Consider the following 22,755-nt stretch of genomic DNA (forward strand, 5'->3'; position numbering starts at 1 on the left):
GTTGAATTACCGCGTTGACAGAGGCGAAGGTCGTCTCATGCAGGGCACCCGGCACGCCGGAGCAGGCGTCGCCATAGAGGACGAACTGGTGGCCGCGCGCACGGGGAAGGAGAGCCGGGATTTCGTCTTGCGGCATTTCGGCTAAGGTCCGGGGAGCAGAAGCCAAGACATGCCCTATCGTTCGTGATTTGAGAACCACCACCTCAGCGAAGGGGTCTGCCGTGTTTGATCCGCATCGTTGCCTAAGGCGGTGAACGGCGTTCTCCCGGATTGACGTAAGGGCACAGCCGATCATCAGGAGCGCCTCGCGGGTCTCAACGAAGACCCCTAGGTATTTCCTGTCGCGGTCTCGGGAGGGCCTCAGCTATAGTCGTCGGCTAACGTCGAATCCTATTCAGGGTGTCCCACATGATGACGATGCCGGCGCTCGTGGCGGACGAACTCGGCAAGCACCTTGCCGACGACTTCCGGCGCCTGTTCGGATCCTCGCACCAGGACGAGGCCGAGCGGCTCGACGGCATCGCACGCGTCGCGCTCGAGTGCCTCGGCAGGAGCGACGCCCTCTACCACAATGTCGAGCACACCTTCCTCGTCACCCTGGTCGGACGCGACATCCTGCGCGGCCGCATGCTGACCGAGCGTCTCGAGCCTGAGGACTACTCGCACCTGATCGTCGCCTGCCTGCTGCACGACATCGGCTATGTCCGCGGCATCCTCAAGGGCGACAGCCATGATCATTTTGTCGTCGACGCGGAGGGCCGGACCGTCACATTGGAGCGTGGGGCATCGGATGCGGCGCTCACCCCCTACCACGTCGACCGCTCCAAGCTCTTTGTCATGGAGCGGTTCGGAGCCTCGCCGACGCTGGATGCCGAACGGGTGGCACGAGCGATCGAGTTCACCCGCTTCCCCGCGGGCCAAACCGGCGACAATGCTCCGGATGATCGGGAAGGGCGGCTTGTCCAGGCAGCCGACCTGATCGGTCAGCTCGGTGATCCCTTGTACCTGAAGAAGGCCAACGCACTGTTCTACGAGTTCGAGGAGATCGGCCTCAACCGCCAGCTCGGCTACGCCTCTCCGGCCGACATGGTCGAGCGCTATCCCGACTTCTACTGGACCAGCGTCTCGCCGCACCTGGAAGAGGCTGTTGGGCATCTGAACGTGACGGCGGCCGGCCGGCAGTGGGTCGCGAACCTGCACAGCCACGTGTTCTGCGCCGAGCATGCGTTCGCGCTGATGGGACCGCAGAGATAAGAGATGACTGATCGGAGGCTGAACTAAGCCACTCCCACTGAAGCGTTCTGTCCATCGCGTGAAGACTGGCCGCCCTTACGGCCTGCTGCCGAGGCAAGATCCCGGTTCTGTGAGAACGACCGCTTGTCCGCGGGAACGCTCTTGCCGCCCCGGCTGGCGATCTCGCGCTGCCTCTCGGGGTCCATGGAGGCGAAGCCGCGTCGTGAGGTGTTCATTGCTCTCATCTCCTCATGATCTGGAACGAGATCTGGGAAACCGCCAAGCAAGGCAAAGGTTCAAGCTTGGCTTGACCGTCTTCACTGAAGGCGTACGGTCGTGGAGCGGCTGAATTAGACTCACCGCCCCGTCGCGCGATCCGGCTCTCGCTCTGTCGCGGCTTGGGCTCATGTGTTCAGGATTGACTGCGGCTGGGGTGGTCTGACCTGTCATTCGGGAGGGGAACATGGGTGAATGGAACACGATCTTTGACGGCGAGGTTGAGGGACGCCAAGTCGCGGTGAAGGTCTACCGGAGCAGCATTGAGGCCGACCAAGAGGATGATGAAGGTCCGGCTGTGCGGGTCACGACCACCTCGATCGACGAGTTTCCGGGCGGGCCGGAAGACGACGGCAACACTCTCCTGGTCCAGCGGCAGGAGACAGCGCGTTTCGTTACTCTGGAACCCTACAGTCTCGATGACCTTGAAGGTGAGTTGATGGAGGTCGGGTTCAGCCCCGAAGCCGCGACTACGATTGCCCGCAAGGTGCCGGTCTGAGGCATCTTAAAACTTAGTGAGGGGTAAACGCTCCACATCCGTTCCATGCTCATTCAGCATGGCAGGACCGACCACTTTCAGGTTTGTCTCACGCCGGACGCGCTGTAGATGACCCCTCCTCCGCCGCGGTGCTCCCGCGGCGAGTTTCCTTCTTAAACCCTGCTACTCCCATCGAGTGGCCTTTTCCCCGCTGCCAGCACGCAGCGCCTTCGCGCGTGGCTGGTCCACTATTGAGGTTGCGTCATGTTTTTGTCCGTCGTTCTTTCAGGTCTTCACCAAGGTTCATCTGCCTTTGACGGGAGCGGCTGCCATCACTCTTCTGCATCCGGACGATCAGGGCCGTGTGCGCGCTGAAGCCGCCCAAGCCCTCAAAGCCGGGATCGGAGCGCGCTTTGAGGCTACCGCCCGCGTCCTGCATCCTGGCTCCGAGACAAGCTTGCATGTACGGGTCAACGGTCAGGTTGCGGTGCCGAGCACTGGCACGGCGCAGCCTCGCAGCCCCTGTCTCGTCGGCACCCTTCAGATCGTCGCGCCCTCAGAGCCGATTGACACCGGATCGCATCCGGACGAACCGCGCCTGAACGCGATCCTCAACACCATGCCGCAGATGGTCTGGTCGACGCGGCCGGACGGCTTCCACGACTACTACAACGACCGCTGGTATGAATTCACTGGCATGCCGCATGGGTCCACCGACGGAGAGAGGTGGAGCGGCATGTTCCACCCTGATGATCAGCCCCGCGCCAGGGCACGGTGGCATCGCTCCCGTACGACGGGTGAGCCGTACGAGATCGAATACCGGCTGCGCCGGCATGACGGCGCGTATCGCTGGACCCTCGGGCGAGCTCTGCCGATCCGCAGTTCGGATGGGACGATCGAGCGCTGGTTCGGCACCTGCACCGACATCCACGACCTCAAGCTGTCGGAGGAGCAGCGCGAGCTGATTGCCCGCGAACTCTCGCATCGGATCAAGAACATCTTTGCGGTGGTCACGAGCCTCGTGACGCTGACATCGCGCGGTGACCCGGGGGCGCAATCCTTTGCCATCGGCTTGGTGCAGCGCTTGAGCAGCCTCGCGCACGTCCATGGCTACATCCAGCCGAACGTGCCCTGGGAGGAAGCCGAGCCGGCAAGCCGCACGGCCCTCGGCCTCCTCGGCATCTTGGTTCGGCCGTACCAGCACGACAAGGAAGGAGCGCCCGGGCCGGGGGTCCGGCGACTGGAGGAGCGGGTGAGCATCTCTGGCGATGATGCACCGATCGGAGCAGCGGCCGGAACGGCGTTGGTCCTGATCGTTCATGAACTCGCGACCAATGCCATCAAGTATGGCAGCCTCTCGCGCCCCGACGGGAGCGTCGCCATCAGGGGGGAGGCCTTGCCGGAGCAGCAGTTCCGCCTCACCTGGCAGGAACGCGGCGGACCGCCCGTCGCAGGACCGCCTGGCCGTCAGGGTTTCGGTACCTTACTGGCGTACCGCGGCGCGACGGGTCAGCTCGGAGCCCACATCGAGCAGGATTGGTCGCCGGACGGCCTCACGGTATGTTTGACAATGCCGATCGAATACCTGGGCCGGTAGCGGCTGCAACAGCAATGGCCACCCGCATGGCCGAGCTGGAATTCATCAGGGGAGCGGAAGGATGGTCTGGTAGGTCTCGCGCAGCACGCCATAACAGCGGCAGGACAATGCTTCAAGCCGAGCCCGATCGAGCACAATCACACTGGAGGAATCCAGTCGAACAATTCCATGGGCCTCGAAGGATCGGATCACCGCCGCCAAGCTCTGCCTCCGGACGCCGAGCATGGCGGCCAATAACGTCCGGGACAGCATGATGCTCGCGCCAGAACCGGTCCTGTCGTGAGCCTCGAGCAGGCACCGGGCACAGCGCGCCTCCAGCGTGTGGACGCTGCTGCAGGCGGCCGATTGGATCGACTGTTTCAGCAGCACCTTGCTGAAGCGGAGCAGTAGATCGTTCAGGATTGGATGCGTCCGGCTGAGCCTGAGCAACCCATCAATTGAAACGCGGGTTGCGGTTCCCGAACTGTGAACGACGGCGCGGCACAAGGCGCGCTGGTCATCGCCGAGCACGGCCCAGAAGCCGAGATACCCCTCTGCTCCGACCGTCGCGGTTTCAACCACCTTCTGATCGCTCATCGGAGACACGAGGGCGATGACGCTGCCGTGTGGAAACAGCGCCTCCCGTACCGGCTCTCCGAGCTCCTGAAGCACCCGGCCGCGGCTCAAAGAGATGATGCTCGCCTGCTCCGTGAGCGCCTCAAGGACATTCTCGGGGAGGGCGGCGAGGAGAAGGTTAGCGGTGTGCCCGCCCCCCGCGAAAGCACGACTGTCTTGGCTTGGCACGGCAACTCTACCGGAGGAACAGTTTACGTTGAGCGATTAACGCATCGAGGTCGGTCCGGTTCTCTATCCGGCGAGCCCCAACGCCCGCCTTGGTTTGAGAGATCACCTGGTCTCCACCCTAGGACCCCTGAGCGACTTCAGATCGAGCGTCAGGTGCTCAATCGACGAGAAGCGGTGCCTGAGTGGCGCCAAACCGGGCCAGCGGCACGCTTCAACCTGAGCCAGAACGGAAGCGCCATAGCGAGTTTGGCGCAAAGAACAGCAATTAAGCTACCTCTGGCCTCCTTTCTTGTCACCGGCCGGGAGCGGTTGCCACCACGGCATTGTCCGGTCGAATGCCGTCATGCCTTGGCCTGTCCCAAGGTGTCGGCCATGGTGGCGCCGCGCTGGCCCATCGGCCGATCCGGGCCAGTGGTCGTGTCCTTGGCTGTCTGGTGTTCCATCTCGGCGTTGATCTCGGCGCCGAGGAGCACGACGACGCCCGAGATCCAGATCCAGGTCATGAAGCCGATGACGGCGCCGAGCGAACCGTAGGTTTCATTGTAGCTGCCGAAGTTCGCCACGTACCAGGAGAACAGCATTGAGGCAACGAGCCACAGCACAGCGGCCACGAGGCTGCCGGGCGTCACCCAGGTCCACCGCGCCTTGTCGCGGCTCGGTCCGTAGCGGTAGAGAACCGCCAGGCCGAGGATCACTGCGGCCAGGAGAATGGGCCACCGCATCAGCGACAGCAGCCATTCGACGCTGCTGCGCAGCCCCACGAAATCGAGTACCACCGGCAGGATGACGATCCCGGCCAGGGCCAGCAGGAGGAACGCGATCGCGCCGAGCGTGAAGGTCAGGGACTGGACATTCAGCCACAAAAAGCTGCGCTTCTCCTCCTCGTCGTAGACGATGTTGAGAGCGTCGAAGATCGCCTTCATGCCGGCATTGGCGCTCCACAGCGACACCGCGAGACCGACAAAGAAGCTGAGGCCGAGGGCGCCCCCGCTGGCCGAAGCGATCCGGGAGACCTGCTCGCCGATGAGGTCGATTGCCCCGCCCGGAAGCACGCTCGACAATGTGACGAGATTGTCCCGGATCGTCGCGGGATCGGCAAACAGGCCATAGAGCGACACCAAGGCCGCCAGAGCGGGGAACAGCGCCAGGAGGGCGTAGTAGGTCACGCCTGCGGCGACCGACATGAGACGGTCCTGGCCAAACTCCTCGTAGGTGCGCCACAGGATGTCCTTCCAACCCTTGGCTGGAATGGCGGCAGGTGTGTCAGCCTGCCGTCCCCTGCCCGGCTCCGCTGCGGCCGAGGCTGGCGCATGCTGCTCGTCGGCGGCCTCGGGAACTGGCTGGCTTTGACGCCCCGCCTGGGCCGGAAGGCCCGAAGCCCGCGGCACGACAGTCCTGCGCCCGCCGGCCACCAGCTGGAGCAGTGCCCATCCAGCGCCGATGGCCAGAACGGTCGAAGCGATCGAGGGAGCGGAACGCTCCTGCGGATCTCGGCGAGGGGGCTTAGCAGTCATGACACGCGACGAACCCTGAAACACAAGCCCAGTCCATCAGGCTTGGCTGTTGATGTAACCGGTCTGCCACGGCGAAGGTTCCGGACCGACGATCGGCCCAAGTTGCTGCGATCTCGGGGACGGATGAGGAGGACCTCCTGGAAAGCGTGCCAATGCGCCCTACGACAATTGGATCGACCCGGAACGGCAGCACTAGGTGTCATCCGTAGTTAGGCGGGCAATCAGCGTTCCTGGAGGAGAACTAGCCGATGGAAAGGGTCGAGTTGGGGCACTTCGCCTATCGAATCCAGGAAAGCGAGGCAAGATGCGCCTGAGCCCGGATCAAACGGATGACCTTGTGGAATGGGCCCGCCAAACCCCGGGCGTGCAGGAGGTGCGGCTGTTCACAGGCTCCAGTGGCGAGCACGATCCAGCCGGCGTCGATCTGGCGCTGACCCTCGGCGGGTTTGACGTGGGCGATCCGCTGACCCTGTATTGGTTCGAACGGGAAAGATGGGAGGCTTCGCTTGCCATGACTTTGGGCCTCCCTGTTACGCTGCACTGGTATGACGCTCAAGGAGCTCCGAAGGTTTATGCCACCTACCAGGGTCACAGCTTTGTAGTCTACTCCGGCAAACCTTGAACCTGGAGAATATAGCAGCATCACGGTCGGGCGACCTGCTTCGGCTTATGGCCGTGGATCACCGCTCGAAGCAGCGTGAGGCGCGCGAGCCCCCAAGGCATGCGCATGGCCACAGACAGCGGTCCGAAGGCCAGCGTCTCTGCGAAGCCGTCCCTCTCTGCCCGCGTTCCTTCTGTCGCCGGAGAGACGCGCCGAATGCCCCGCGCTGCTCCAGATCCGGGAACCAGGATGGTTGGCGGCCCCAATCGTGTCTCCATCATGACCCAGGCGCTGTATGCGCCTCCTGCGGGCCTTTGTCCCACAAGAGCGAACACTTCCGCTTGCGGACTGCTACGGCTGATCAATCCGGAACGTAGCGATCGGTCTCCGGTTTTGACCCTCCTTCAGCGATGCTGGTGCCATCCGGAGCCTCACGCTCGACGATCGCGCGTTGCTTGCGCAAGGTGACCGGGACCTCGACGGTCTCAGCGGCAACGCGGCGCCGGATGTGCAATTCCTCCTTCAGCACAAGGCGCTTCTCCACCACGAGCACCTCCTCCAGCACCGGCACGATGGTCACGTCGCCCTCGGTTCGGATCTCCGGGGCTGTCTCAACCATCCTGTCGATCGGCACCCGCGTGACCTCCACGTCCTCGCGCTGCACGTCCGCGTGAGCGAGTTCCTCAACAGTGTCGGTGATCGTCCGCACGCGCACACGTCCGGGGACGACCTGCCGCTTGCTGATGGTGGCGGTCTCCTCAACCAGCGGGATGACGTCCTCGGCTACGGTGCGTGCGCTGCTCTTCAGAACATCATTAAGGACAGGCATCGGCTCTTGGTCATCCGTCGTGTTCGGGTTTGGGACTGGGTCAGCCATCGATCCTCTCAGGGCAAGCGACAACCAACGGATGCCCGGAGCGGGAGTTCCCGGCGCTGAAGAGGCTCTTGGAGCGGCCCGCCCGCAGAAACAGCTTTCGCCCGTAAGCCTGACAATGGGAACCGTCGCCGTGGTCGCACATTGAGCCCCTACGTGTTTGACACATAGGAGAAGCACCTTGTTACGTCTCGGTTTCGCAACACTCGCCGTCATCTCGACACTTGCTACGGCTGCCATTGCCCAATCCACGAACTCTGAAGGCGCTGGATCCTTAGCCGCGCAACCGACAAACAGCGGTGCGTCCAACCCGGCCGTCACCCACAAGCCCGCGGACAGCCCGCAGACCACCGGTACGGTCGAGCCTGGCGCCAACAGCTTCACGGAAGCACAGGCGCGCTCCCGCATCGAAGCTCAGGGCTTCAGGAACGTCGCGGAGCTGCGCAAGGACGATCAGGGCATCTGGCGCGGCCAGGCAGAGCGCGATGGCAAGTCCGTCAGCGTCGCCATCGACTACAAGGGCACCGTGCAGGCGCAGTAAGCCAGATGTGCCTCCCATCCAACAAACAAGACGCCGCCGAACAGCAGAGCTCAATCCAAGGAAGTGAAACGATCATGACCAGCAAGACCATCACGGCTTTCTTCGACAGTTATGAGGATGCGTCCGAGGCTGTCCGCCGCCTCGAAGCCACAGGAATTCCGCAGCGCGACATCAGTCTCATCGCCAGCAACGAGGGCGAGCGCTACTCGTCTCACGCCACGCGCACCTTCGACAGCACGAACTATCACGATGACGATGTCAGTGACGGCGCCGGCACGGGCGCTACGGTCGGCACCTTGGCGGGCGGCGGCGCAGGCCTTCTCGCCGGCCTCGGCATGCTGGCCATTCCAGGCCTCGGCCCGGTGGTAGCGGCCGGATGGCTGGTAACCACGCTCGTGGGTGCCGGGGCTGGTGCGGCCGTGGGCGGCATAGCGGGCGCTCTGGTCGATGCGGGTGTGGACGAGAACGACGCTCATGCCTACGCCGAGGGCATCCGCCGGGGCGGTGCCCTGGTGACCGTACGGGCCTCCGATGCCGAGGTCGACCGGATTGTCGACATCCTCGATGATGAGGGTACCGTGGACTTCGACGAGCGCGAGACCACCTGGCGCTCCGAGGGCTGGCCGGGCGTCAGCACCACGACCGGGAGCGCCGTCACCGCGACCGGCCTGACGGGTCGCGCCTCCACCACCTCCGGTCGTGCCGACGAGGTAATCCCCATTGCCGAGGAGGAGCTGCATGTTGGCAAGCGCGAGGTGAACCGCGGCCGCGTGCGCCTGCACTCGCGTGTGATTGAGCGTCCGGTGCAGGAGCAGGTCACCCTGCGCGAGGAGCGCGTCGCCGTGGAGCGCCGTCCGGTGTCCGGCACCGCGCAGGCTGGCACGCTCGCCGGTGATCCCTTCCAGGAGCGCACCATCGAGGTCGAGGAGCGGGCCGAGGAGGCGGTGGTCTCCAAGGAGGCCCGCGTCGTGGAAGAAGTGGTGGTGCGCAAGGAAGCCGAGCAACGCACCGAGACGATCTCCGACACCGTGCGCCGCACCGAGGTCGACATCGAGGACGAGCGTGCGAACCAGACCTCGCGCACCGGCACCACAGGTGATCCGAGAGAACAAAACCGCTCATGACCCTGAAGAAGCCCGGCCCATGGCCGGGCTTCTCCTCTCGCTCCAGGCTGTTCGCCTGGAAGATCACGTTGCGCCGTGAGACACGACGAAACAGGAGATTGCGATGGGACTGCTCGATTCGATCTTAGTCAACATGATAGACTCCGGGGGGGCCTCGACGCAGGGCGAGGCGGATCGACCTCGCGAATTCTCCAGACGCTCCTGATGTTGCTGGCGGCCAAGGCCTTCCAGCAATACCGCTCCGGTTCGCAAGGCGGCGCGGCCTCAGGCGGCGGGCTCGGGGACATCCTGGGTGGCCAGGGCGGAGGCCTCGGCAGTGGAATGCCGGGTGGTCTTGGCGGTGCCTTCCTAGGAGGATTGGGTGGCTTGCTGGGAGGCCTGTTCGGTGGTCCCAGCGGTCCCACCGAGGGTGGCCTAAGAGGTTTGCTGGATCAGTTCTGCCAGAACGGCGACGGCGATCAGGTCGATTCCTGTGTCGGTACAGGTCAGAACCGGCGGTTGGCACCCGATGAGCTCTCACAGGCATTGGGGACGGACACGCTCGACGAGCTAGTGCAACAGACCGGGCTGCCGCGCCAGCAGCTCCTGTCAGAGCTCTCAGAGGAGTTGCCCGACGCGGTCGACCAGTTCACGCCGGACGGTCGCCTGCCGACGGAACAGGAAGCTTCCGCTGGGTCTGACTGAAGGGTACGTTAGGCTGTCGCGCGGAACTTCGGTCTGGCTTACAACCGGATGGACAACCCCATGGGCAACCAGGCTCCCGACCGATCACAACTGGAACAGATCATCGCTGGGCTGACCGAAGGCGTGATCCTGATTGAGCCGGACCAGACCATCATTTACGCCAATGAGGCGGCGCTGGAGATGCATGGGGTCACGAGCCTCGACGCGCTCGGCCCGACCGTCGCCGAATACCGGAAGAACTTCGTTCTGCGCTACCGCAACAGGCGTCCCCTCGATCCCGGCCGCTATCCCATCGACCGCGTCATCGCAGGCGAGGTCTTCGACGAGGTTGTGGTCGTGGTGGCGCACAAGGACAACCCGGACAAGGATTGGGCCCACCGCATCCGCAGCCTCGTCATCACCGACCGCCACGGTGATCCGGATTGCCTCGTGCTCATCGTTCATGACGTCAGCGGACAAGTGGAGGCCGAGGATCGCTTCGAGCGCGCGTTCGCGGCCAATCCTGCCCCAGCCATCATCTGCCGTCTGACTGACCTGCGCTTCATCAAGGTGAACGAAGGCTTCCTGGAGCTCACAGGCTACAAGCGTGAAGACGTGCTCGGCCACACAGTCTACGAGATCGACGTGCTCGAACGCGCCGAGCGTAGGGAACTCGCCCTCGAGCGGCTGTGTGCCGGCGAGACCATCCCGCAGATGGAGGCGTGCCTCACGGTGCCAAGTGACCCTGGTGGGCGTCAAGTGGTGGCGGCGGGCCAGCCGATCGAACTCGGCGACGAGCCATGCATGCTGTTCACCTTCGCCGACCTGGAGCCGCGGCGTAAAGCCGAGACGGCTCTGCGTCACTCCGAGGAGCGGTTCGCCAAGGCATTCCGCTTGGCCCCCGTACCCACCACCATCGCCACAGCCGATGATCAACGGCTGATCGAGGTCAACGAGGCCTTCAGCAAGGTTCTAGGCTACGAGGCGCAAGACGTGGTCGGCCATCCGGCCCAGGATCTCGGCCTCTGGGCCGACGATGCGGAACGGCAGCGCTTCGAGACGGAACTCCGCCGGAAAGGCACGGTCAGGGACTTCGAGGCTTGCCTGCGGGTGAAGGGGGGCGACGACATCGCGTGCCTGATCTCGGCCGACACCATTACCTTGAGCGAGCGGGCGTGCATCCTGTGCTGCTTCCAGGACATCACCGCCCGGCGACGCTCGGAGGAGGAACTCGTCACAGCCATTGAGGCGGTGATGGCGGATGCGTCCTGGTTCAGCCGTGGGGTCGTCGAGAAGCTGGCTGCCCTTCGCCACCCGCCGCGGCCGGGTCAGTCGCCAGCCCAGGCCGCTGCCAGTGTGGCGGACCTGACGGCGCGCGAGCGTGAGGTTCTCGCTCGTGTGTGCCAGGGCCAGAGCGACGCTGAGATTGCAGCCGAGCTCAAGCTCGCCCGCAACACGGTGCGCAACCACCTCGCCTCGTTGTATCAGAAGATCGGAGTCAACCGGCGCAGCGCCCTGATCGTTTGGGCCCGGGAGCGCGGCATTGGCAGCGACGGGGTCACAGCAAAGCTTCCGCGCGGGCGAAACACCGGTTCAAGAGAACCAAGGCAAGTAGCGCGAAATAACCAGCCGAAATAATTCTGAACCTTCATGATTTTGACGGGTTAGGCGGTCGTGGCAGCACGGTCGTGTGCCGGGCCGCGCACGAGCAGGCCGATCGGAGGTTATCATGGACAAGGACCGCATCGAAGGTGCCGAGAAACAGACCAAGGGCGCCGTCAAGAAGACCATCGGCAAGGCTACGGGCGACACGAAGACTGAAGCCGAAGGCGCCCTCGAGAAGAAGGCCGGCCGGGCACAGAACGCGGTCGGCGGCGCGAAGGACAGCGTACGCGACGCCCTCAAGCCCCGCTGACCACCCGCAGCTGCGGCAGTCTCGCAGGCGTCTCAGTCCGAAGCATCCATCAGGGCGCCTGCGGGCACGATCGAAGGATCAAGAACATGGCCGACATGCATCATCCCGACACGCCGCGCAACCGCGGCGACCATGACGCTCCCCATATGAGCCCGGTGACGCCATCAGAGGATGCCCGCACCATCATGCTGAACAAGGTGTCCTGGGGCGCCGTGCTCGCCGGCGTCGTTGTGGCGCTGGTAACGCAACTCATCCTCAACCTGCTCGGGCTCGGCTTCGGCGCCGCGACACTTGATCCTGCAGCCGGAGCCGGCGAAAACCCGTCGGCGTCGACCTTCTCGATCGGCGCCGGCATCTGGTTCGCCCTGGCTGGCATCATCGCGTCTCTCGCCGGTGGCTACGCGGCAGGCCGTCTTGCCGGCAAACCCAAGGAGTCGACGGCCGGCTGGCACGGCCTGACCGCTTGGGCGCTGACGACGCTGGTGATTTTCTATCTCCTGACCACCACGGTTGGCGGCATTCTCGGCGGCGCCTACCGCACGGTGACAAGCGCCCTCGGCAACGTCACCCAAGCAGTGGGCACGACCGCCCAGACGGCAGCCCAGGTGGCCGCCCCCAACCTGTCTCATGTCACTGATCCGTTCGCTGCCATCGAACAGTCGATCCGCGGCGCGACCGGCGGCAACGATCCGGCAGCTTTGCGTGACGCCGCCGTGGCGGCTGTCCGAGCGGCGCTGACCGGTAACCAGCAGCAGGCCGCGGATGCTCGCAACCGCGCGACGGATGCCCTTGCCCGAGCACAGAACGTTCCCGTCGACCAGGCCCGCACTCAGGTGCAGCAGTACGAACAGCAGTATCGTCAGAGCATCGACCAGGCCAAGCAGCAGGCCGTGCAGGCAGCGGATGCAGCGGCCTCGGCCGTGTCGCGCGGTGCCTTGTTCGGCGCGCTCGGCTTGATCCTCGGCGCCGTGGCGGCCTGGTTCGGCGGACGCATGGGTGCCGTCGAGCCGACGATCACGGCCCGGATGGGCCTGGGTTCGGCGAGCACGAACACCATCGTGGGCCGCACCCACAATGCCGCGCAACCGACGAAGACCAGTTCCCCAACCGATAGCCGCACCCCGCGTCCCTAACCTTACCATCATCAGGAGATTGATCATGACGCAGCAGACGATCATCGCGCAATTCGACAGCCGCTCCGACGCGCAGCAGGCCGTGGAAGCCCTCACCGAGGCCGGGATCAGCCGGTCCGCGATTCGCCTGGTTCCCGAGACGGAGACGTCCGGCTACCAGCGCACGGATCAGCGCTTATCCTATGACCGCACGAGCGACGAAGGTGGCTTCTGGTCCTCGCTCAGCGACTTCTTCCTACCGGAGGAGGATCGCTACTCTTACGCGGAGGGAATGAGCCGCGGCGGCACGACGCTGTCGGTCACGGTCGAGGAGGCGCAAGCCGAGCGCGCTGCCGACATTGTCGAGCGCTATGGCGCCGTTGACATGGACGAGCGCGAGAGCACCTGGCGCAGCGAGGGCTGGACCGGCTACACGGCAGGCGCGACGGGTTCAGGGACCGCCAGCATGCAGACCGACGCATCGGCGGCAACCGGCGTGACAGCCGATACCCGGGCAAGCACCGGCGATACCGAGGTGATCCCGATCGCCGAGGAGCAGCTGCGGGTCGGCAAGCGCCAGGTAAACCAAGGGCGGGTGCGCATCCGCTCGTACGTCGTCGAGACGCCTGTCAGCGAGCAGGTCAGCCTGCGCGAGGAGCGCGTCCATGTCGAGCGTCGGCCTGCCGACCGCGCCCTGACGGGTAACGAGAACCTGTTCCAGGAGCGCACCATCGAAGCCGAGGAGCGTGCCGAGGAAGCCGTCGTGTCCAAGGAGGCACGGGTAAAGGAAGAGCTGGTGATCCGTAAGGACGTCGAGGAACGAACCGAAACGGTGTCGGACACGGTGCGCCGGACCGAGGTCGACGTCGACGACGAGCGTGGCGTATCGGAGACCCGGACCAGCACGACCGGTTCGTCCAACGATCGAGGGCGAGCCTGAGGTGAGGAGGTGGCCCGCGGGTCGGGCCACCTCGTGCCTTGGCCCTTGCAGATGGGCGGTTTGGGTCAAGGCTCGGTACGTCCCGTCGCGAGCGAGCCCATGTGTTCCGCACGAGCATGACGCAAGCATCGAATGATCGGACGAAGACTTAATGGTGGCGATCTCGCGCCCGCGAGGCTGGACTGCACATACAACCTGTTCCGTAGAGCGGAATGTGCAAGCCTGATCTGTGCCATACCTATCGACCGGCCGGTGCCGGTCTTCGTGTCAGGGCAGAGGTGGCTTTTCGCCCTTTCCCTTCACCCTATGGATTGTCTACCACCTGGCTTCCTCACGAAGGCAGCGTCCGAGGCTGTGCGGTTCAACGGCTTCTATCTGTTCCATCTGACGGTGGAGCAATGGCTGGAAGACAGCGGCCGATTCCCAGCATCTGACATGGAAATCAGGGTGCATGTGCGCGCCATCCTGAAGCAACTGAGAGCCACCTGAAGGGTACAGGTTGCCGGCCCTCACCAATGGTGATGCGATGAGTGGGGAATGAGTGCGTGTCCGTGCTGCCTTGTCGTCGAGGATCGGACGCTCGTTGCCGCGTCCATCGAGATGTCCCTCGCAAATGCAGGCATCCCCGTGCAGACGGTGGCGACCCTTGTCGATGCACGAGCCTGGCTGGAAAAGAATACCGCTCACATCGCTGTTGTCGATCTCATGCTCCAGGACCGTCCCATGACGGAGTTCGCAGGCGAGTTCGACAGACGCGGCATTCCGCTTGTCATCTACTCCGGGTGTTCCCAGGGCCAGGAAGTGCCGACCAGGCTCCAGAGGGAGCCGCGAATGGAAACTCCGACAGCTTACCGCGATCTACTGAGGGTCGTGCTGAAGACCCTCATGGAATTGTCGAGCTAGAGTGCCTCCGATCCGGTCCTCAATTCCTGACGGCTTCCAAGCGAGCCTTGAACCCTGATGGCACGATCTTGGCGGTAACACATGTTCTCTCTTTGCAGAAAGCCTCGTTCAGCCAGTGGGCCACCAGAGTGCAGACAGGACCCACGGGTGACCGCCGCGGAGTTCCGCCCCGACCTTGTCGGCAGCTCCCCGGGCGTTCGTCGGATCGGGCAGATCCACTCCATCCTCGTCCCAGTCAAACCGGTCCTTGGAGCGCAGGTGGAAGGCGTAGCGGGGCATTGGCATCCCCTCTGTGATCACGGATTGGGCGGCGGCGACGGGAGGCTACAACCTCGGGACACCGCACCTTGTTCGATGACAGAACCACATTTTGCGCGGAGGCTTAACCGGCCCCGGCACCCTCGCGTCACTTTGGACGGAAAGCCGACAAGGAACGGGCCCTGTCGCGGGGCGACGGGCCCGGGGTGACACGCAGGTCACACATCACTGATGTTGTTCCGGAGGATCCGGTCAAAAAGGCTCACATTGTGAAGCTGAGACAGGCACCTCCCGACGGAAAGACGTGGGAGACGGTCGCAGCCCAGGCGGATTGTCGATTTCGGCCTCCCTTTCAGCCCAAGCGGCGGCGGGTGCGCGGTTCAGGCGGCATGTGATCGGGGTAGCTTGAGGAACCCACGGTAAAAGCCACCCCGTTCCAAAGGTCAGCCTGCACCGGCCCTGACGGGTCCGCTCTAACCCATGTGAAACTGAGCCGCAGAAAATGAAGACCCCAAACCCTCGCGTGCGTGATCCGCGGAAGCCCGGTTGAGCGACGTGGCCGGTTCCCGTCGCCGACGGCATGGTGCCAGTCTACCAGCATGGGGTAACAGTCGTTGGCCCTGTCGTGGCCCGGGTTTGGTCCGTCAGGCCTTCGTGGCCCCGACGGAGTCGGCCATGGTGGCGCCGCGCTGTCCCATCGGGCGGTCCGGGCCAATGGTCGTGCCCCGGGCAGTTTGGTGCTCCATCTCAAGACTGATCTCGGCCCCGAGCAGCACGACGATGCTCGAGATCCACGTCCAGGTCCAGGTCCAGGTCATGAAGCCGATCACCGTGCCAAGCGAGCTGTCACTTTGCCTTTAACTTTGAGATTCGTCGCGTTGGGTGCCGAAAAGCAAGATTCTTTGCCCTTAAAGACGAGATGCCGATCAGGTTTGTTCGGTGCTCTTTGATCCTGCGTGTGAAAGCGGTGCTGTATCTGGCGCGATACGATCGACGGTGGCGAGCCAACGGGCTTCCTTGTGATAGGTCCGGAGCAAGGCGATCTTGGCGAACTCTGTCAGGTCCCGTTTCATCTCCATCGCAGCCAGCCGCACACCCCTGTAAACGCTGTCTCACTTTTAGGGGGAAAAATCTCGATTTTATCGGCAAAATCTCACATTTACCGGCAAAGGCTTGCCCTTGATTTTGTTGAGTTCCTTATCTCGCCTTTAGGGGCAAAGCGACAGCTCCGTCGAGGGCAGCGATCAGCGGTCCGCCCTGGGACAGGCTCATGCGATGCGGGCTGGCATGGTCGCGTGCCTCGACACGATCGGCGATCTCGGCGAGGCGGCGGCGCACCGTCATATGGTTGGCGCCGGTGCCGCTTGGAAGGAACAAGGCGATGACATGGGCGGCCTCGCGAAACGACAACCGTGCGCCAAGCTCGGCCTGAATGCGGACGAGTTCGGGTGTGGCGCGCCCCTTCAGGAGCATCGATACACGGTTGGATCGCTCACCGGATCCGGTGGGCCCGGCCTCAAGGCGGCGGCAAGGGCAAGGACGGATTCGCGGCTGCCGGACGGGCACCGTACCGAACAGAGTTTGGATGACCCGCCGCCGATGATCATGCAGCGGGCGTGTCAAACCACAGTGCCTGCACCAGCGATCCAGGGCGGCACTCTGCTCGATCTGGCCCTCGATCATCCGCAGCTGGAGCCGCTGCAGCAGATCTTTTGCTTCCGCAAGTCGAAGACCGAGGTCGTCCGGAGCAGGGGCTGACAGATCACGGCGGATAGCACCGATGTCGCAGCGCTCGCGCGTTCCATCGGGTCGCCTCGTCTCGATACAGATCGCCCACTCCGTCACAGTCATTGCGCGCCCTTTCCGGTTATTCCGTCCAAGCGCTCATGATCGGGTGCAATCGTTACCCCCAGGTTTGTTCCACTCCCGGTTCCTTGAGTGACCTGGATGATGTCGCGGCAGACATGCTCGATGCTCCCCCGATGTCGTGCCCCAGCGACGGTGGCCGAAGCTGGTTGATCCCCTGCTTCATCACGGCATTGAGCTGCTGATGCTCACGCTCAAGCGGGTTGAGCATCAGCTCGATTTTCGCCATTGTCCGCAGGAGGTCCTTCACGCGCCTGAACAGCTTGGGGTCAGGGGCGATGAGGAGGCTGGCGGGATCTTCGATGAACTGCCGCACCGCCGCCGCGAGAAGCTGAGAGTTGAGGCTGAACACGAGGTCGCGCAGGGTCTCGATCCACTTCTGCCAGTTCACTGACAGGACGTTCGTCTTGAACTGCAAACTGGCGACCCGCGTGCTGACGAACGGGCTGGCAATCGACGCGACCATTGCCATGGTGGCCGAGATCAGGGTGATCGATTGCGGGTTGACGTCCATGGTCAACCCACCCGTCTGGTTATCGGAAGAACGCGATGTAAAGCGTGCCCCCCGAGATCGACAGGGCAATGATGAGCGGGAGCCATCGGGACATCTTGCATCTTCATCTGTGAGGGGTTGGTAACGGGCCCCGGCTGCTGTCGCCGAGGCCCGATGCTCGTGCGGCCTGTGTGGAGGGAGCACAGGCCGCACGAGCCTCAGTGGTTAAGCGAGTGCGGCTTATGCCGGTTGATGGGCTGCGTCTGTCGCCTCCTGCTCAATTTCGGACCGGGACGGCGGCTTGATCCGGAACCAGGCCACGTACAGCGCCGGCAGGAACAGGAGGGTCAGCAGGGTGCCCACGATGATGCCGCCCATCATCGCGTAGGCCATTGGTCCCCAGAACACCTCGCGGGAGATCGGGATGAGCGCCAGGCTCGCCGCCGCGGCCGTCAGCATGATCGGCCGTGTGCGGTGGGTGGTGGCGTCGACCACCGCGTCCCACGGGTCCCAGCCCTCTCGCCGGTGGTCCTCGATCTGCACGATCAGGATCACGGAGTTGCGGATCAGGATGCCGATCAGCGCCAGCACGCCCAGGATCGCTACGAAGCCCAGCGGCGCCCCGCTGGGAATCATCGCCGCCACAACGCCGATCAGGCCGAGCGGCGCCACCGCCACCACCAGGAACAGCCGCTGGAAACTCTGGAGCTGGATCATCAGGATGGTCGCCATCACGAATAGCATCAGCGGAACGACCGCCGCAATGGGTCCCTGCGCCTTGGCGCTCTCTTCGACCGGACCGGCAACCGTGACCGCATAGCCCGCCGGCAGTCCCTGCCTGAACTCCTGCACCCGCGGCTCAAGCTGCTGGACCACGGTGGCGGGCAAGGTCTCACCCAGGATGCCGGCCTTGAGCGTAATCGTCGGGGTCCGGCTGCGACGCCATACGATGGGCTGTTCCAGCTCGTATCGGAACGTGGCGACGGCGGCCAGAGGAACCGACTGCCCACTCTTCCCCGGCAGCTGCAGGTTCTGGAGCGTCTCGATGGAGCCCCGCTCGGCCGCGTTGGCGCGGGCGACCACGTTGACGAGATAAATCCCATCCCGCACCTGCGTCAGGGCCGTGCCTCCGACAACCCCGTTCAGTGTCTGGGCGATGTCCTCGGAGGTGACCCCGAGCTGGCGCGCCTTGTCCTGCAGCACGTCGACCTTGACCACCCGGGCAGGCTCGTTCCAGTCGTACCCGATGTCGACCAGCAGCGGATGGTCGCCGATGGCGGTGGCGAACCTCTGAGCCAGCTCCCGTACCTTCTGAATGTCCGGCCCGCTGACGCGGTACTGCACCGGGCGGCCCGCCGGCGGCCCCAGCGGCAGCAGATTCACCTGCACGTCGAGGCCGACGAACTCCTGGCGGGCAACCTGCTGCAGCCGGGCCCGGACGCGCTCGCGCGCCTCCAGATCCTTTGTGACGATGACCATCTGGCCGACATTGGGGCTGGGCGGCTGGACGTCGAAGGCCAGCACGAAGCGCACCGCGCTCTGGCCGACATAGGACGACCAGTGATCGATGTCCGGATCGCCCGCGAGCTTCGTCTCGAACCGGTCCATCTGGGTCTTCGTCTCGGTGATGGTCGCGTTCTGCGGCAGGGTCCAGTCGACGATGAGCTCCGGGCGGTCCGACGATGGGAAGAACTGCTGCTGGACGAACTGCATCCCATAGACCGATGCACCAAAGAGCCCGAGCGTGACCAGAATGGTGATCCAGCGCCAACGCATGGCCACCACCAGAAAGCGCGAGAACGCCGCCATGAGCCGGCCCGGCTTGTCATGATGCTTCTTCATCGTCTTCGGCAAGAGCGTCACGCCGAGAAGTGGGGCGAACAGCACCGCGACAATCCACGACAGCAGCAGCGAGACGGCGATCACGACAAACAGCGTGAAGGTGAACTCGCCAGCGTTGCTGTTGTTGAGCCCGATGGGGATGAAGCCCGCCACCGTGACCAGCGTTCCGGTCAGCATCGGGAACGCGGTCGAGGTGTAGACGGCCGTGGCGGCCTTCTTCAGGGTGTCGCCGGCCTCCAGGCGCGCCACCATCATCTCAACCGCGATCATCGCGTCGTCGACAAGAAGCCCGAGCGCGATGATCAGGGCGCCGAGCGAGATGCGTTGCAGCGAGATACCGAGATACTGCATCGCCACGAAGGTCATGGCGAGCACGAGCGGGATCGACAGCGCCACCACAAGGCCGGCGCGTAGCCCCAGGCTGATGAAGCTCACCACCAGCACGATCGCCACGGCCTCAAACAGAGCCTTAGTGAACCCGCCCACCGCGTGCTCGACCACGATCGGCTGGTCGGAGACGAGGTGCACGCCGACGCCGATGGGCAGCTCGCCGATGATCGTCTGCATCCGTTCCTTCAGCGCCTCGCCGAACTCCAGCAGGTTGGCGCCAGGCTTCATGCCGATGGCCAAGCCAATCGCCGGCTGGCCGTTGACGCGGAACAGCGACTGCGGCGGGTCGGTGTAGCCGCGGGTGATCGTAGCGACATCGCTGAGGCGGAAGAAGCGGTCGTTGACGCGCAGGTTGATGGCCCGCAGGCTTTCCTCGGAGGTGAACTGCCCGCCGACGCGCACGCTGATACGCTCAGGGCCGGCCTGGATGACGCCGGACGGCGCAATGGTGTTCTGCGCCTGCAGGGATTGGATTACCGCTTGCTGGTCAATCCCGAGCGCCGCGATCTGGCGCGTCGAGAACTCCAGGAAGATCACCTCGTCCTGGGCGCCGATCAGGTCGACCTTGCCGGCGTTCGGGACTGTGAGGATCTTGGCCCGCACGTCCTCGACATAGTCGCGCACCTGCCGCCGGCTCAGCCCGTCCGCTGTGAAGGCGTAGATGTTGCCGTAGACGTCACCGAAGCGGTCGTTGAAGAAGGGCCCGGCCACACCCTGCGGGAACTGGCCGCGAATGTCGTTGACCATGTTGCGCACCTGCACCCAAATGCCGGGCACGTCGCGGCCCTTGGTCGTATCCCTCAGGTTGACGAAGATCGTGGTCTGGCCCGGCGAGGTCATGCTGCGCGTGAAGTCGAGGGACGGGAGCTCTTCGAGCTTCCTCTCGATCCGGTCGGTGACCTGGCTGATGGTGTCCTCGACCGAGGCGCCCGGCCACTGCGCGCTGATCACCATGGTCTTGATCGTGAACGACGGGTCCTCCTCGCGCCCCAGGTTCATGTAGGCCATGACACCCGCGATGGTGGACACGATCATGAAGTACCAGACGAGGGAGCTGTGGCGCAGCGCCCAGTCCGAGAGGTTGAAGCCGTTCTTCACTGCGATGCCTCGTCTGAAATCTTGACCTGTTGCCCGGGCGTGAGGCTGTTCACGCCCGCCGTGACCACGCGGGTGCCCGGGGCGATCCCCTCCGCGACCCGGAACGATCGCTCATCGCGCGCCGCGACCTTTACGTCCTGAGGGGAGACTGTCTTGGTGGCTGGATCGATCACCCAGACCATGGTCTTACCGTCGCGCTCCAGGAGCGCGGATGCCGGCAGCTGGATGCGGGGGGTGTTCGTCGTACCCAGAACCGCGGTCACTGTGGGGCCGAGCCGAAAGCTGGCCGGAGGATTATCGAGCGTGATCCGAACCCGCCGGGTGCGGGTCGCTGGATCGGCCTGCGGCGCGATCTCGCGCACCCGGCCGGTGGCCCGCACGGACGGATCCAGCTGCAGGGCAACCTCGAAGCGGGCTCCGGACCGCAGGCTGCCGTTGATATCCTCGGGCACATCGACGACGGCCTCGCGGATGTCCGGGCGGGCAAGGGTCACGACCGTCTGGCCGGGCTGCACCACCTGGCCAACCTCCGCCTCGACGGCCGTGACCACCCCGTCGAAGTCGGCCCGCAGCTGGGTGTAGCCGAGCTGCTCCTGGACCTTGGCTAGGTTGGCGCGGGCGCGGGCGACGGCCGCGGCCGCGGCCTCGCGGGCCTGCTGGGCGGCCTCGAACTGCGCCTGCGTCGTGGTCCCCTGCTCAAGAAGCGTCCGCTGGCGGGTCTCGGTCGCGGTTGCGTTCTCCAGTTGCGCCTGGGCATTCGACACCTCGGCCTGGGACGACCGCATGGCGAGCTCGAACGTCATCGGATCGAGGGCGGCCAGCTGCCCCCCCTTCTTTACGGTGTCGCCGACGTTGACGGTGCGGGCGACCATCCGGCCGAGCACGCGGAAGCCGAGGCTGGACTGGATCTGGGGCTCGACGGTCCCGGCAAAGCCCAGCTCCTGGCTGGCCTGCGGGGCGGCAACCACCGACAGGACGGGGCGGACCGGCGGAGGTGGCTCGGCCGGTTGCTCCTGGCAGGCGGCAAGTGCCAGCGTGGCGCCAAGGGCGAGGCTCATGCGGAAAGCTTTCATCGGGGAGCCCCCTCGGCCAGAGTGACGGTCTGGTTCGGGCGCAGGAGCTGCGCCCCGGCGGTGACGACCATCTCGCCTGGTTGGAGGCCCTCCCGCACGACAATGCGGCCGGTGTCGTAGCGCTCAACCACAATCGCCCTCAGCGACACTGCCTTAGAGGATGGATCGACGATCCATACGGCTGGCCGGCCCTCCTGCGAGAACAGCGCGCTCCAGGGCAGCACGATCGTCTTGCGGGGCTTGAACCGGCCCTCGCCGCTCACGGCGGCCCCGAGGGTCATGGCCACCGGCGGGCGCGCGATGCCGAACTTGACCCGGACGGTGCCGCTGGCCGGGTCGACGGTTGGCGAGACCTCCCGCACGGTGCCGGTCGCCCTGACGGTGGGATCAGACACCAACCGGATCTCGGCGGTCCGGCCAGCGGGTTCCTGGATGAAGACAGACTCGTGCACGTTGAACACCGCATCGCGGGGCCCGTCAGGGGCGAGAGTGAACACCGGTTGGGCGGCCTGCACCACTTGGCCGACCTCGGCGTTGCGGGCGGTGATCACGCCGGCAACGCCGGCACGCAGCGTCGTCTGGGCGAGCTGCTCGCGGGCTGTGCCCAATTGCGCCTTGGCGGCGGCGAGGGATCCCTGCGCCGTGCGGAAGGCCTCCTCCGCCTGGTCATACTCCCGGCGTGTAGTGTAACCGCGCGAGAGCAGGGTCTTCTGGCGCTCGAAGGCGGAGGAGGCCTGCCGGAGCTGGGCCTCGGCGGCCCGGACGGCGGCCTCGGCGGCGGTCACGTTGGCCTGCTGCTCCTCCGGGTCGATCTTCGCCAGCACCTGATCGGCCGAGACATGCATGCCAACGTCGGCGCTGCGCTCGGTGATGCGCCCGCCCGCCCGGAAAGCGAGATCCGTCTCAACTTGGGCTCGGATCTCCCCGGTGAGCGTGATCGTCGGTGCATCATCGGTGAGCTCGACCATCTGGGCGTGGACCATGGCCGGGGGCTTCTCGGGCACGGCCTCCTGCTGCTGGCAGGCGGCCAATCCGATCATCGCCAGGGCGCCGATGAGCCAGGCTGAACCGCAACGTGCGCGACGATCCTTCATTGAGACTTCTTCCATTTCGCCAGATCGGGAAACTCCGCGGACGGGACAAAGGTCGCGGGCCAATCTAGCCCACCGCTATTATTGACA

Annotated in this window: 23 protein-coding genes and 1 pseudogene; 13 read left to right on the plus strand and 11 right to left on the minus strand. The window is 64.8% G+C overall.

The features are described from left to right. Positions 1-408 precede the first annotated feature (408 nt). A complete protein-coding gene (locus tag H0S73_RS23810; protein ID WP_181054718.1) occupies positions 409-1,254 on the plus strand; it encodes an HD domain-containing protein in 846 nt (281 codons plus the stop codon). Positions 1,255-1,277: 23 nt separating this feature from the next. Here H0S73_RS23810 and H0S73_RS23815 read toward each other — a convergent pair whose 3' ends face one another. Continuing rightward, a complete protein-coding gene (locus H0S73_RS23815; protein WP_246389418.1) occupies positions 1,278-1,469 on the minus strand; it encodes a con-10 family general stress protein in 192 nt (63 codons plus the stop codon). A gap of 227 nt (positions 1,470-1,696) precedes the next feature. On the opposite strand from H0S73_RS23815, the gene H0S73_RS23820 reads away from it, so the two are divergent. After that, entirely contained in the window at positions 1,697-2,008 is a 312-nt protein-coding gene (locus tag H0S73_RS23820; protein ID WP_181054720.1) for a hypothetical protein, read from the plus strand. A 241-nt stretch (positions 2,009-2,249) separates the two neighbouring features. Here the strand turns inward: H0S73_RS23820 and H0S73_RS23825 are convergent, their stop codons facing one another. Beyond that, a complete protein-coding gene (locus tag H0S73_RS23825; RefSeq protein ID WP_181054721.1) occupies positions 2,250-2,426 on the minus strand; it encodes a hypothetical protein in 177 nt (58 codons plus the stop codon). 18 nt (positions 2,427-2,444) lie between these two features. On the opposite strand from H0S73_RS23825, the gene H0S73_RS23830 reads away from it, so the two are divergent. After that, positions 2,445-3,584, plus strand: coding sequence for a sensor histidine kinase (locus H0S73_RS23830; protein ID WP_181054722.1), 1,140 nt, complete (start codon positions 2,445-2,447; stop codon positions 3,582-3,584). 45 nt (positions 3,585-3,629) lie between these two features. Here the strand turns inward: H0S73_RS23830 and H0S73_RS26185 are convergent, their stop codons facing one another. Further along, positions 3,630-4,367 (minus strand): helix-turn-helix domain-containing protein, encoded by a 738-nt coding sequence (locus H0S73_RS26185; RefSeq protein WP_181054723.1) that lies wholly within the window; start codon positions 4,365-4,367, stop codon positions 3,630-3,632. A gap of 341 nt (positions 4,368-4,708) precedes the next feature. Continuing rightward, a complete protein-coding gene (locus H0S73_RS23840) occupies positions 4,709-5,881 on the minus strand; it encodes a YihY/virulence factor BrkB family protein (protein WP_181054724.1) in 1,173 nt (390 codons plus the stop codon). 304 nt (positions 5,882-6,185) lie between these two features. Between H0S73_RS23840 and H0S73_RS23845 the strand changes: the two genes are divergently transcribed. Next, positions 6,186-6,503: a hypothetical protein gene (locus H0S73_RS23845; RefSeq protein ID WP_181054725.1), complete on the plus strand. Its 318-nt coding sequence runs from the start codon at positions 6,186-6,188 to the stop codon at positions 6,501-6,503. Positions 6,504-6,843: 340 nt separating this feature from the next. Here H0S73_RS23845 and H0S73_RS23850 read toward each other — a convergent pair whose 3' ends face one another. Continuing rightward, positions 6,844-7,311 carry a YsnF/AvaK domain-containing protein gene (locus H0S73_RS23850; protein ID WP_246389420.1) on the minus strand — a complete coding sequence of 156 codons (468 nt, stop codon included), beginning with the start codon at positions 7,309-7,311 and terminating at the stop codon, positions 6,844-6,846. A 226-nt stretch (positions 7,312-7,537) separates the two neighbouring features. Between H0S73_RS23850 and H0S73_RS23855 the strand changes: the two genes are divergently transcribed. From H0S73_RS23855 to H0S73_RS23890, 8 genes are all read left to right on the plus strand, one after another. After that, positions 7,538-7,897: a PepSY domain-containing protein gene (locus tag H0S73_RS23855; RefSeq protein WP_181054727.1), complete on the plus strand. Its 360-nt coding sequence runs from the start codon at positions 7,538-7,540 to the stop codon at positions 7,895-7,897. A gap of 74 nt (positions 7,898-7,971) precedes the next feature. Further along, on the plus strand, positions 7,972-9,021 hold the full coding sequence (locus H0S73_RS23860) for a YsnF/AvaK domain-containing protein (protein WP_246389421.1): 1,050 nt from the start codon (positions 7,972-7,974) through the stop codon (positions 9,019-9,021). 204 nt (positions 9,022-9,225) lie between these two features. Then, positions 9,226-9,705, plus strand: coding sequence for a YidB family protein (locus tag H0S73_RS23865; RefSeq protein ID WP_181054728.1), 480 nt, complete (start codon positions 9,226-9,228; stop codon positions 9,703-9,705). Between the two features lie 60 nt (positions 9,706-9,765). Next, on the plus strand, positions 9,766-11,322 hold the full coding sequence (locus H0S73_RS23870; RefSeq protein ID WP_202050056.1) for a helix-turn-helix transcriptional regulator: 1,557 nt from the start codon (positions 9,766-9,768) through the stop codon (positions 11,320-11,322). Positions 11,323-11,413: 91 nt separating this feature from the next. Continuing rightward, the gene (locus tag H0S73_RS23875; RefSeq protein ID WP_181054730.1) at positions 11,414-11,599 is read left to right on the plus strand and encodes a CsbD family protein; all 186 of its coding nucleotides are present in this window, start codon (positions 11,414-11,416) and stop codon (positions 11,597-11,599) included. Positions 11,600-11,685: 86 nt separating this feature from the next. Next, complete coding sequence (locus H0S73_RS23880; RefSeq protein ID WP_246389423.1) at positions 11,686-12,732, plus strand: PhnA-like protein; 1,047 nt, start codon at positions 11,686-11,688, stop codon at positions 12,730-12,732. Positions 12,733-12,757: 25 nt separating this feature from the next. Further along, positions 12,758-13,651 carry a YsnF/AvaK domain-containing protein gene (locus tag H0S73_RS23885; protein ID WP_181054731.1) on the plus strand — a complete coding sequence of 298 codons (894 nt, stop codon included), beginning with the start codon at positions 12,758-12,760 and terminating at the stop codon, positions 13,649-13,651. A 537-nt stretch (positions 13,652-14,188) separates the two neighbouring features. Continuing rightward, positions 14,189-14,554: a response regulator gene (locus H0S73_RS23890; protein ID WP_181054732.1), complete on the plus strand. Its 366-nt coding sequence runs from the start codon at positions 14,189-14,191 to the stop codon at positions 14,552-14,554. Positions 14,555-14,662: 108 nt separating this feature from the next. Here the strand turns inward: H0S73_RS23890 and H0S73_RS23895 are convergent, their stop codons facing one another. Then, complete coding sequence (locus H0S73_RS23895) at positions 14,663-14,833, minus strand: DUF6894 family protein (RefSeq protein WP_181054733.1); 171 nt, start codon at positions 14,831-14,833, stop codon at positions 14,663-14,665. Positions 14,834-15,456: 623 nt separating this feature from the next. After that, positions 15,457-15,654: pseudogene (locus H0S73_RS23900) on the minus strand (hypothetical protein); the annotation flags it as partial. Between the two features lie 445 nt (positions 15,655-16,099). Here H0S73_RS23900 and H0S73_RS23905 point away from each other — a divergent pair. Beyond that, positions 16,100-16,570, plus strand: a complete 471-nt coding sequence (locus H0S73_RS23905; RefSeq protein ID WP_181054735.1) for a hypothetical protein — start codon at positions 16,100-16,102, stop codon at positions 16,568-16,570. A gap of 145 nt (positions 16,571-16,715) precedes the next feature. Here the strand turns inward: H0S73_RS23905 and H0S73_RS23910 are convergent, their stop codons facing one another. The 4 genes from H0S73_RS23910 to H0S73_RS23925 all read right to left on the minus strand — a co-directional run bounded on the left by H0S73_RS23910 (position 16,716) and on the right by H0S73_RS23925 (position 22,668). After that, entirely contained in the window at positions 16,716-17,192 is a 477-nt protein-coding gene (locus H0S73_RS23910) for a hypothetical protein (RefSeq protein WP_181054736.1), read from the minus strand. Positions 17,193-17,411: 219 nt separating this feature from the next. Then, entirely contained in the window at positions 17,412-20,501 is a 3,090-nt protein-coding gene (locus tag H0S73_RS23915; protein WP_181054737.1) for an efflux RND transporter permease subunit, read from the minus strand. After that, positions 20,498-21,574, minus strand: a complete 1,077-nt coding sequence (locus H0S73_RS23920) for an efflux RND transporter periplasmic adaptor subunit (RefSeq protein WP_181054738.1) — start codon at positions 21,572-21,574, stop codon at positions 20,498-20,500. The genes H0S73_RS23915 and H0S73_RS23920 overlap by 4 nt, the downstream gene beginning before the upstream one ends. After that, entirely contained in the window at positions 21,571-22,668 is a 1,098-nt protein-coding gene (locus tag H0S73_RS23925) for an efflux RND transporter periplasmic adaptor subunit (RefSeq protein ID WP_181054739.1), read from the minus strand. Before H0S73_RS23925 ends, H0S73_RS23920 begins: the two co-directional genes overlap by 4 nt. Between the last annotated feature and the right edge of the window lie 87 nt (positions 22,669-22,755).

This window comes from Microvirga mediterraneensis, assembly GCF_013520865.1.
Taxonomy (GTDB): domain Bacteria; phylum Pseudomonadota; class Alphaproteobacteria; order Rhizobiales; family Beijerinckiaceae; genus Microvirga; species Microvirga mediterraneensis.

Excerpts from the sequence above, each read along its gene's own strand:
- H0S73_RS23810 (WP_181054718.1), top strand. The coding sequence starts at position 409 with ATGATGACGATGCCGGCGCTCGTGGCGGACGAACTCGGCAAGCACCTT.
- H0S73_RS23815 (WP_246389418.1), bottom strand. The coding sequence starts at position 1,469 with ATGAACACCTCACGACGCGGCTTCGCCTCCATGGACCCCGAGAGGCAG.
- H0S73_RS23820 (WP_181054720.1), top strand. The coding sequence starts at position 1,697 with ATGGGTGAATGGAACACGATCTTTGACGGCGAGGTTGAGGGACGCCAA.
- H0S73_RS23825 (WP_181054721.1), bottom strand. The coding sequence starts at position 2,426 with ATGCAGGACGCGGGCGGTAGCCTCAAAGCGCGCTCCGATCCCGGCTTT.
- H0S73_RS23840 (WP_181054724.1), bottom strand. The coding sequence starts at position 5,881 with ATGACTGCTAAGCCCCCTCGCCGAGATCCGCAGGAGCGTTCCGCTCCC.
- H0S73_RS23845 (WP_181054725.1), top strand. The coding sequence starts at position 6,186 with ATGCGCCTGAGCCCGGATCAAACGGATGACCTTGTGGAATGGGCCCGC.
- H0S73_RS23850 (WP_246389420.1), bottom strand. The coding sequence starts at position 7,311 with ATGCCTGTCCTTAATGATGTTCTGAAGAGCAGCGCACGCACCGTAGCC.
- H0S73_RS23860 (WP_246389421.1), top strand. The coding sequence starts at position 7,972 with ATGACCAGCAAGACCATCACGGCTTTCTTCGACAGTTATGAGGATGCG.
- H0S73_RS23865 (WP_181054728.1), top strand. The coding sequence starts at position 9,226 with ATGTTGCTGGCGGCCAAGGCCTTCCAGCAATACCGCTCCGGTTCGCAA.
- H0S73_RS23870 (WP_202050056.1), top strand. The coding sequence starts at position 9,766 with ATGGGCAACCAGGCTCCCGACCGATCACAACTGGAACAGATCATCGCT.
- H0S73_RS23875 (WP_181054730.1), top strand. The coding sequence starts at position 11,414 with ATGGACAAGGACCGCATCGAAGGTGCCGAGAAACAGACCAAGGGCGCC.
- H0S73_RS23880 (WP_246389423.1), top strand. The coding sequence starts at position 11,686 with ATGGCCGACATGCATCATCCCGACACGCCGCGCAACCGCGGCGACCAT.
- H0S73_RS23885 (WP_181054731.1), top strand. The coding sequence starts at position 12,758 with ATGACGCAGCAGACGATCATCGCGCAATTCGACAGCCGCTCCGACGCG.
- H0S73_RS23890 (WP_181054732.1), top strand. The coding sequence starts at position 14,189 with ATGAGTGCGTGTCCGTGCTGCCTTGTCGTCGAGGATCGGACGCTCGTT.
- H0S73_RS23895 (WP_181054733.1), bottom strand. The coding sequence starts at position 14,833 with ATGCCCCGCTACGCCTTCCACCTGCGCTCCAAGGACCGGTTTGACTGG.
- H0S73_RS23905 (WP_181054735.1), top strand. The coding sequence starts at position 16,100 with ATGGTCGCGTGCCTCGACACGATCGGCGATCTCGGCGAGGCGGCGGCG.
- H0S73_RS23910 (WP_181054736.1), bottom strand. The coding sequence starts at position 17,192 with ATGGACGTCAACCCGCAATCGATCACCCTGATCTCGGCCACCATGGCA.
- H0S73_RS23920 (WP_181054738.1), bottom strand. The coding sequence starts at position 21,574 with ATGAAAGCTTTCCGCATGAGCCTCGCCCTTGGCGCCACGCTGGCACTT.
- H0S73_RS23925 (WP_181054739.1), bottom strand. The coding sequence starts at position 22,668 with ATGAAGGATCGTCGCGCACGTTGCGGTTCAGCCTGGCTCATCGGCGCC.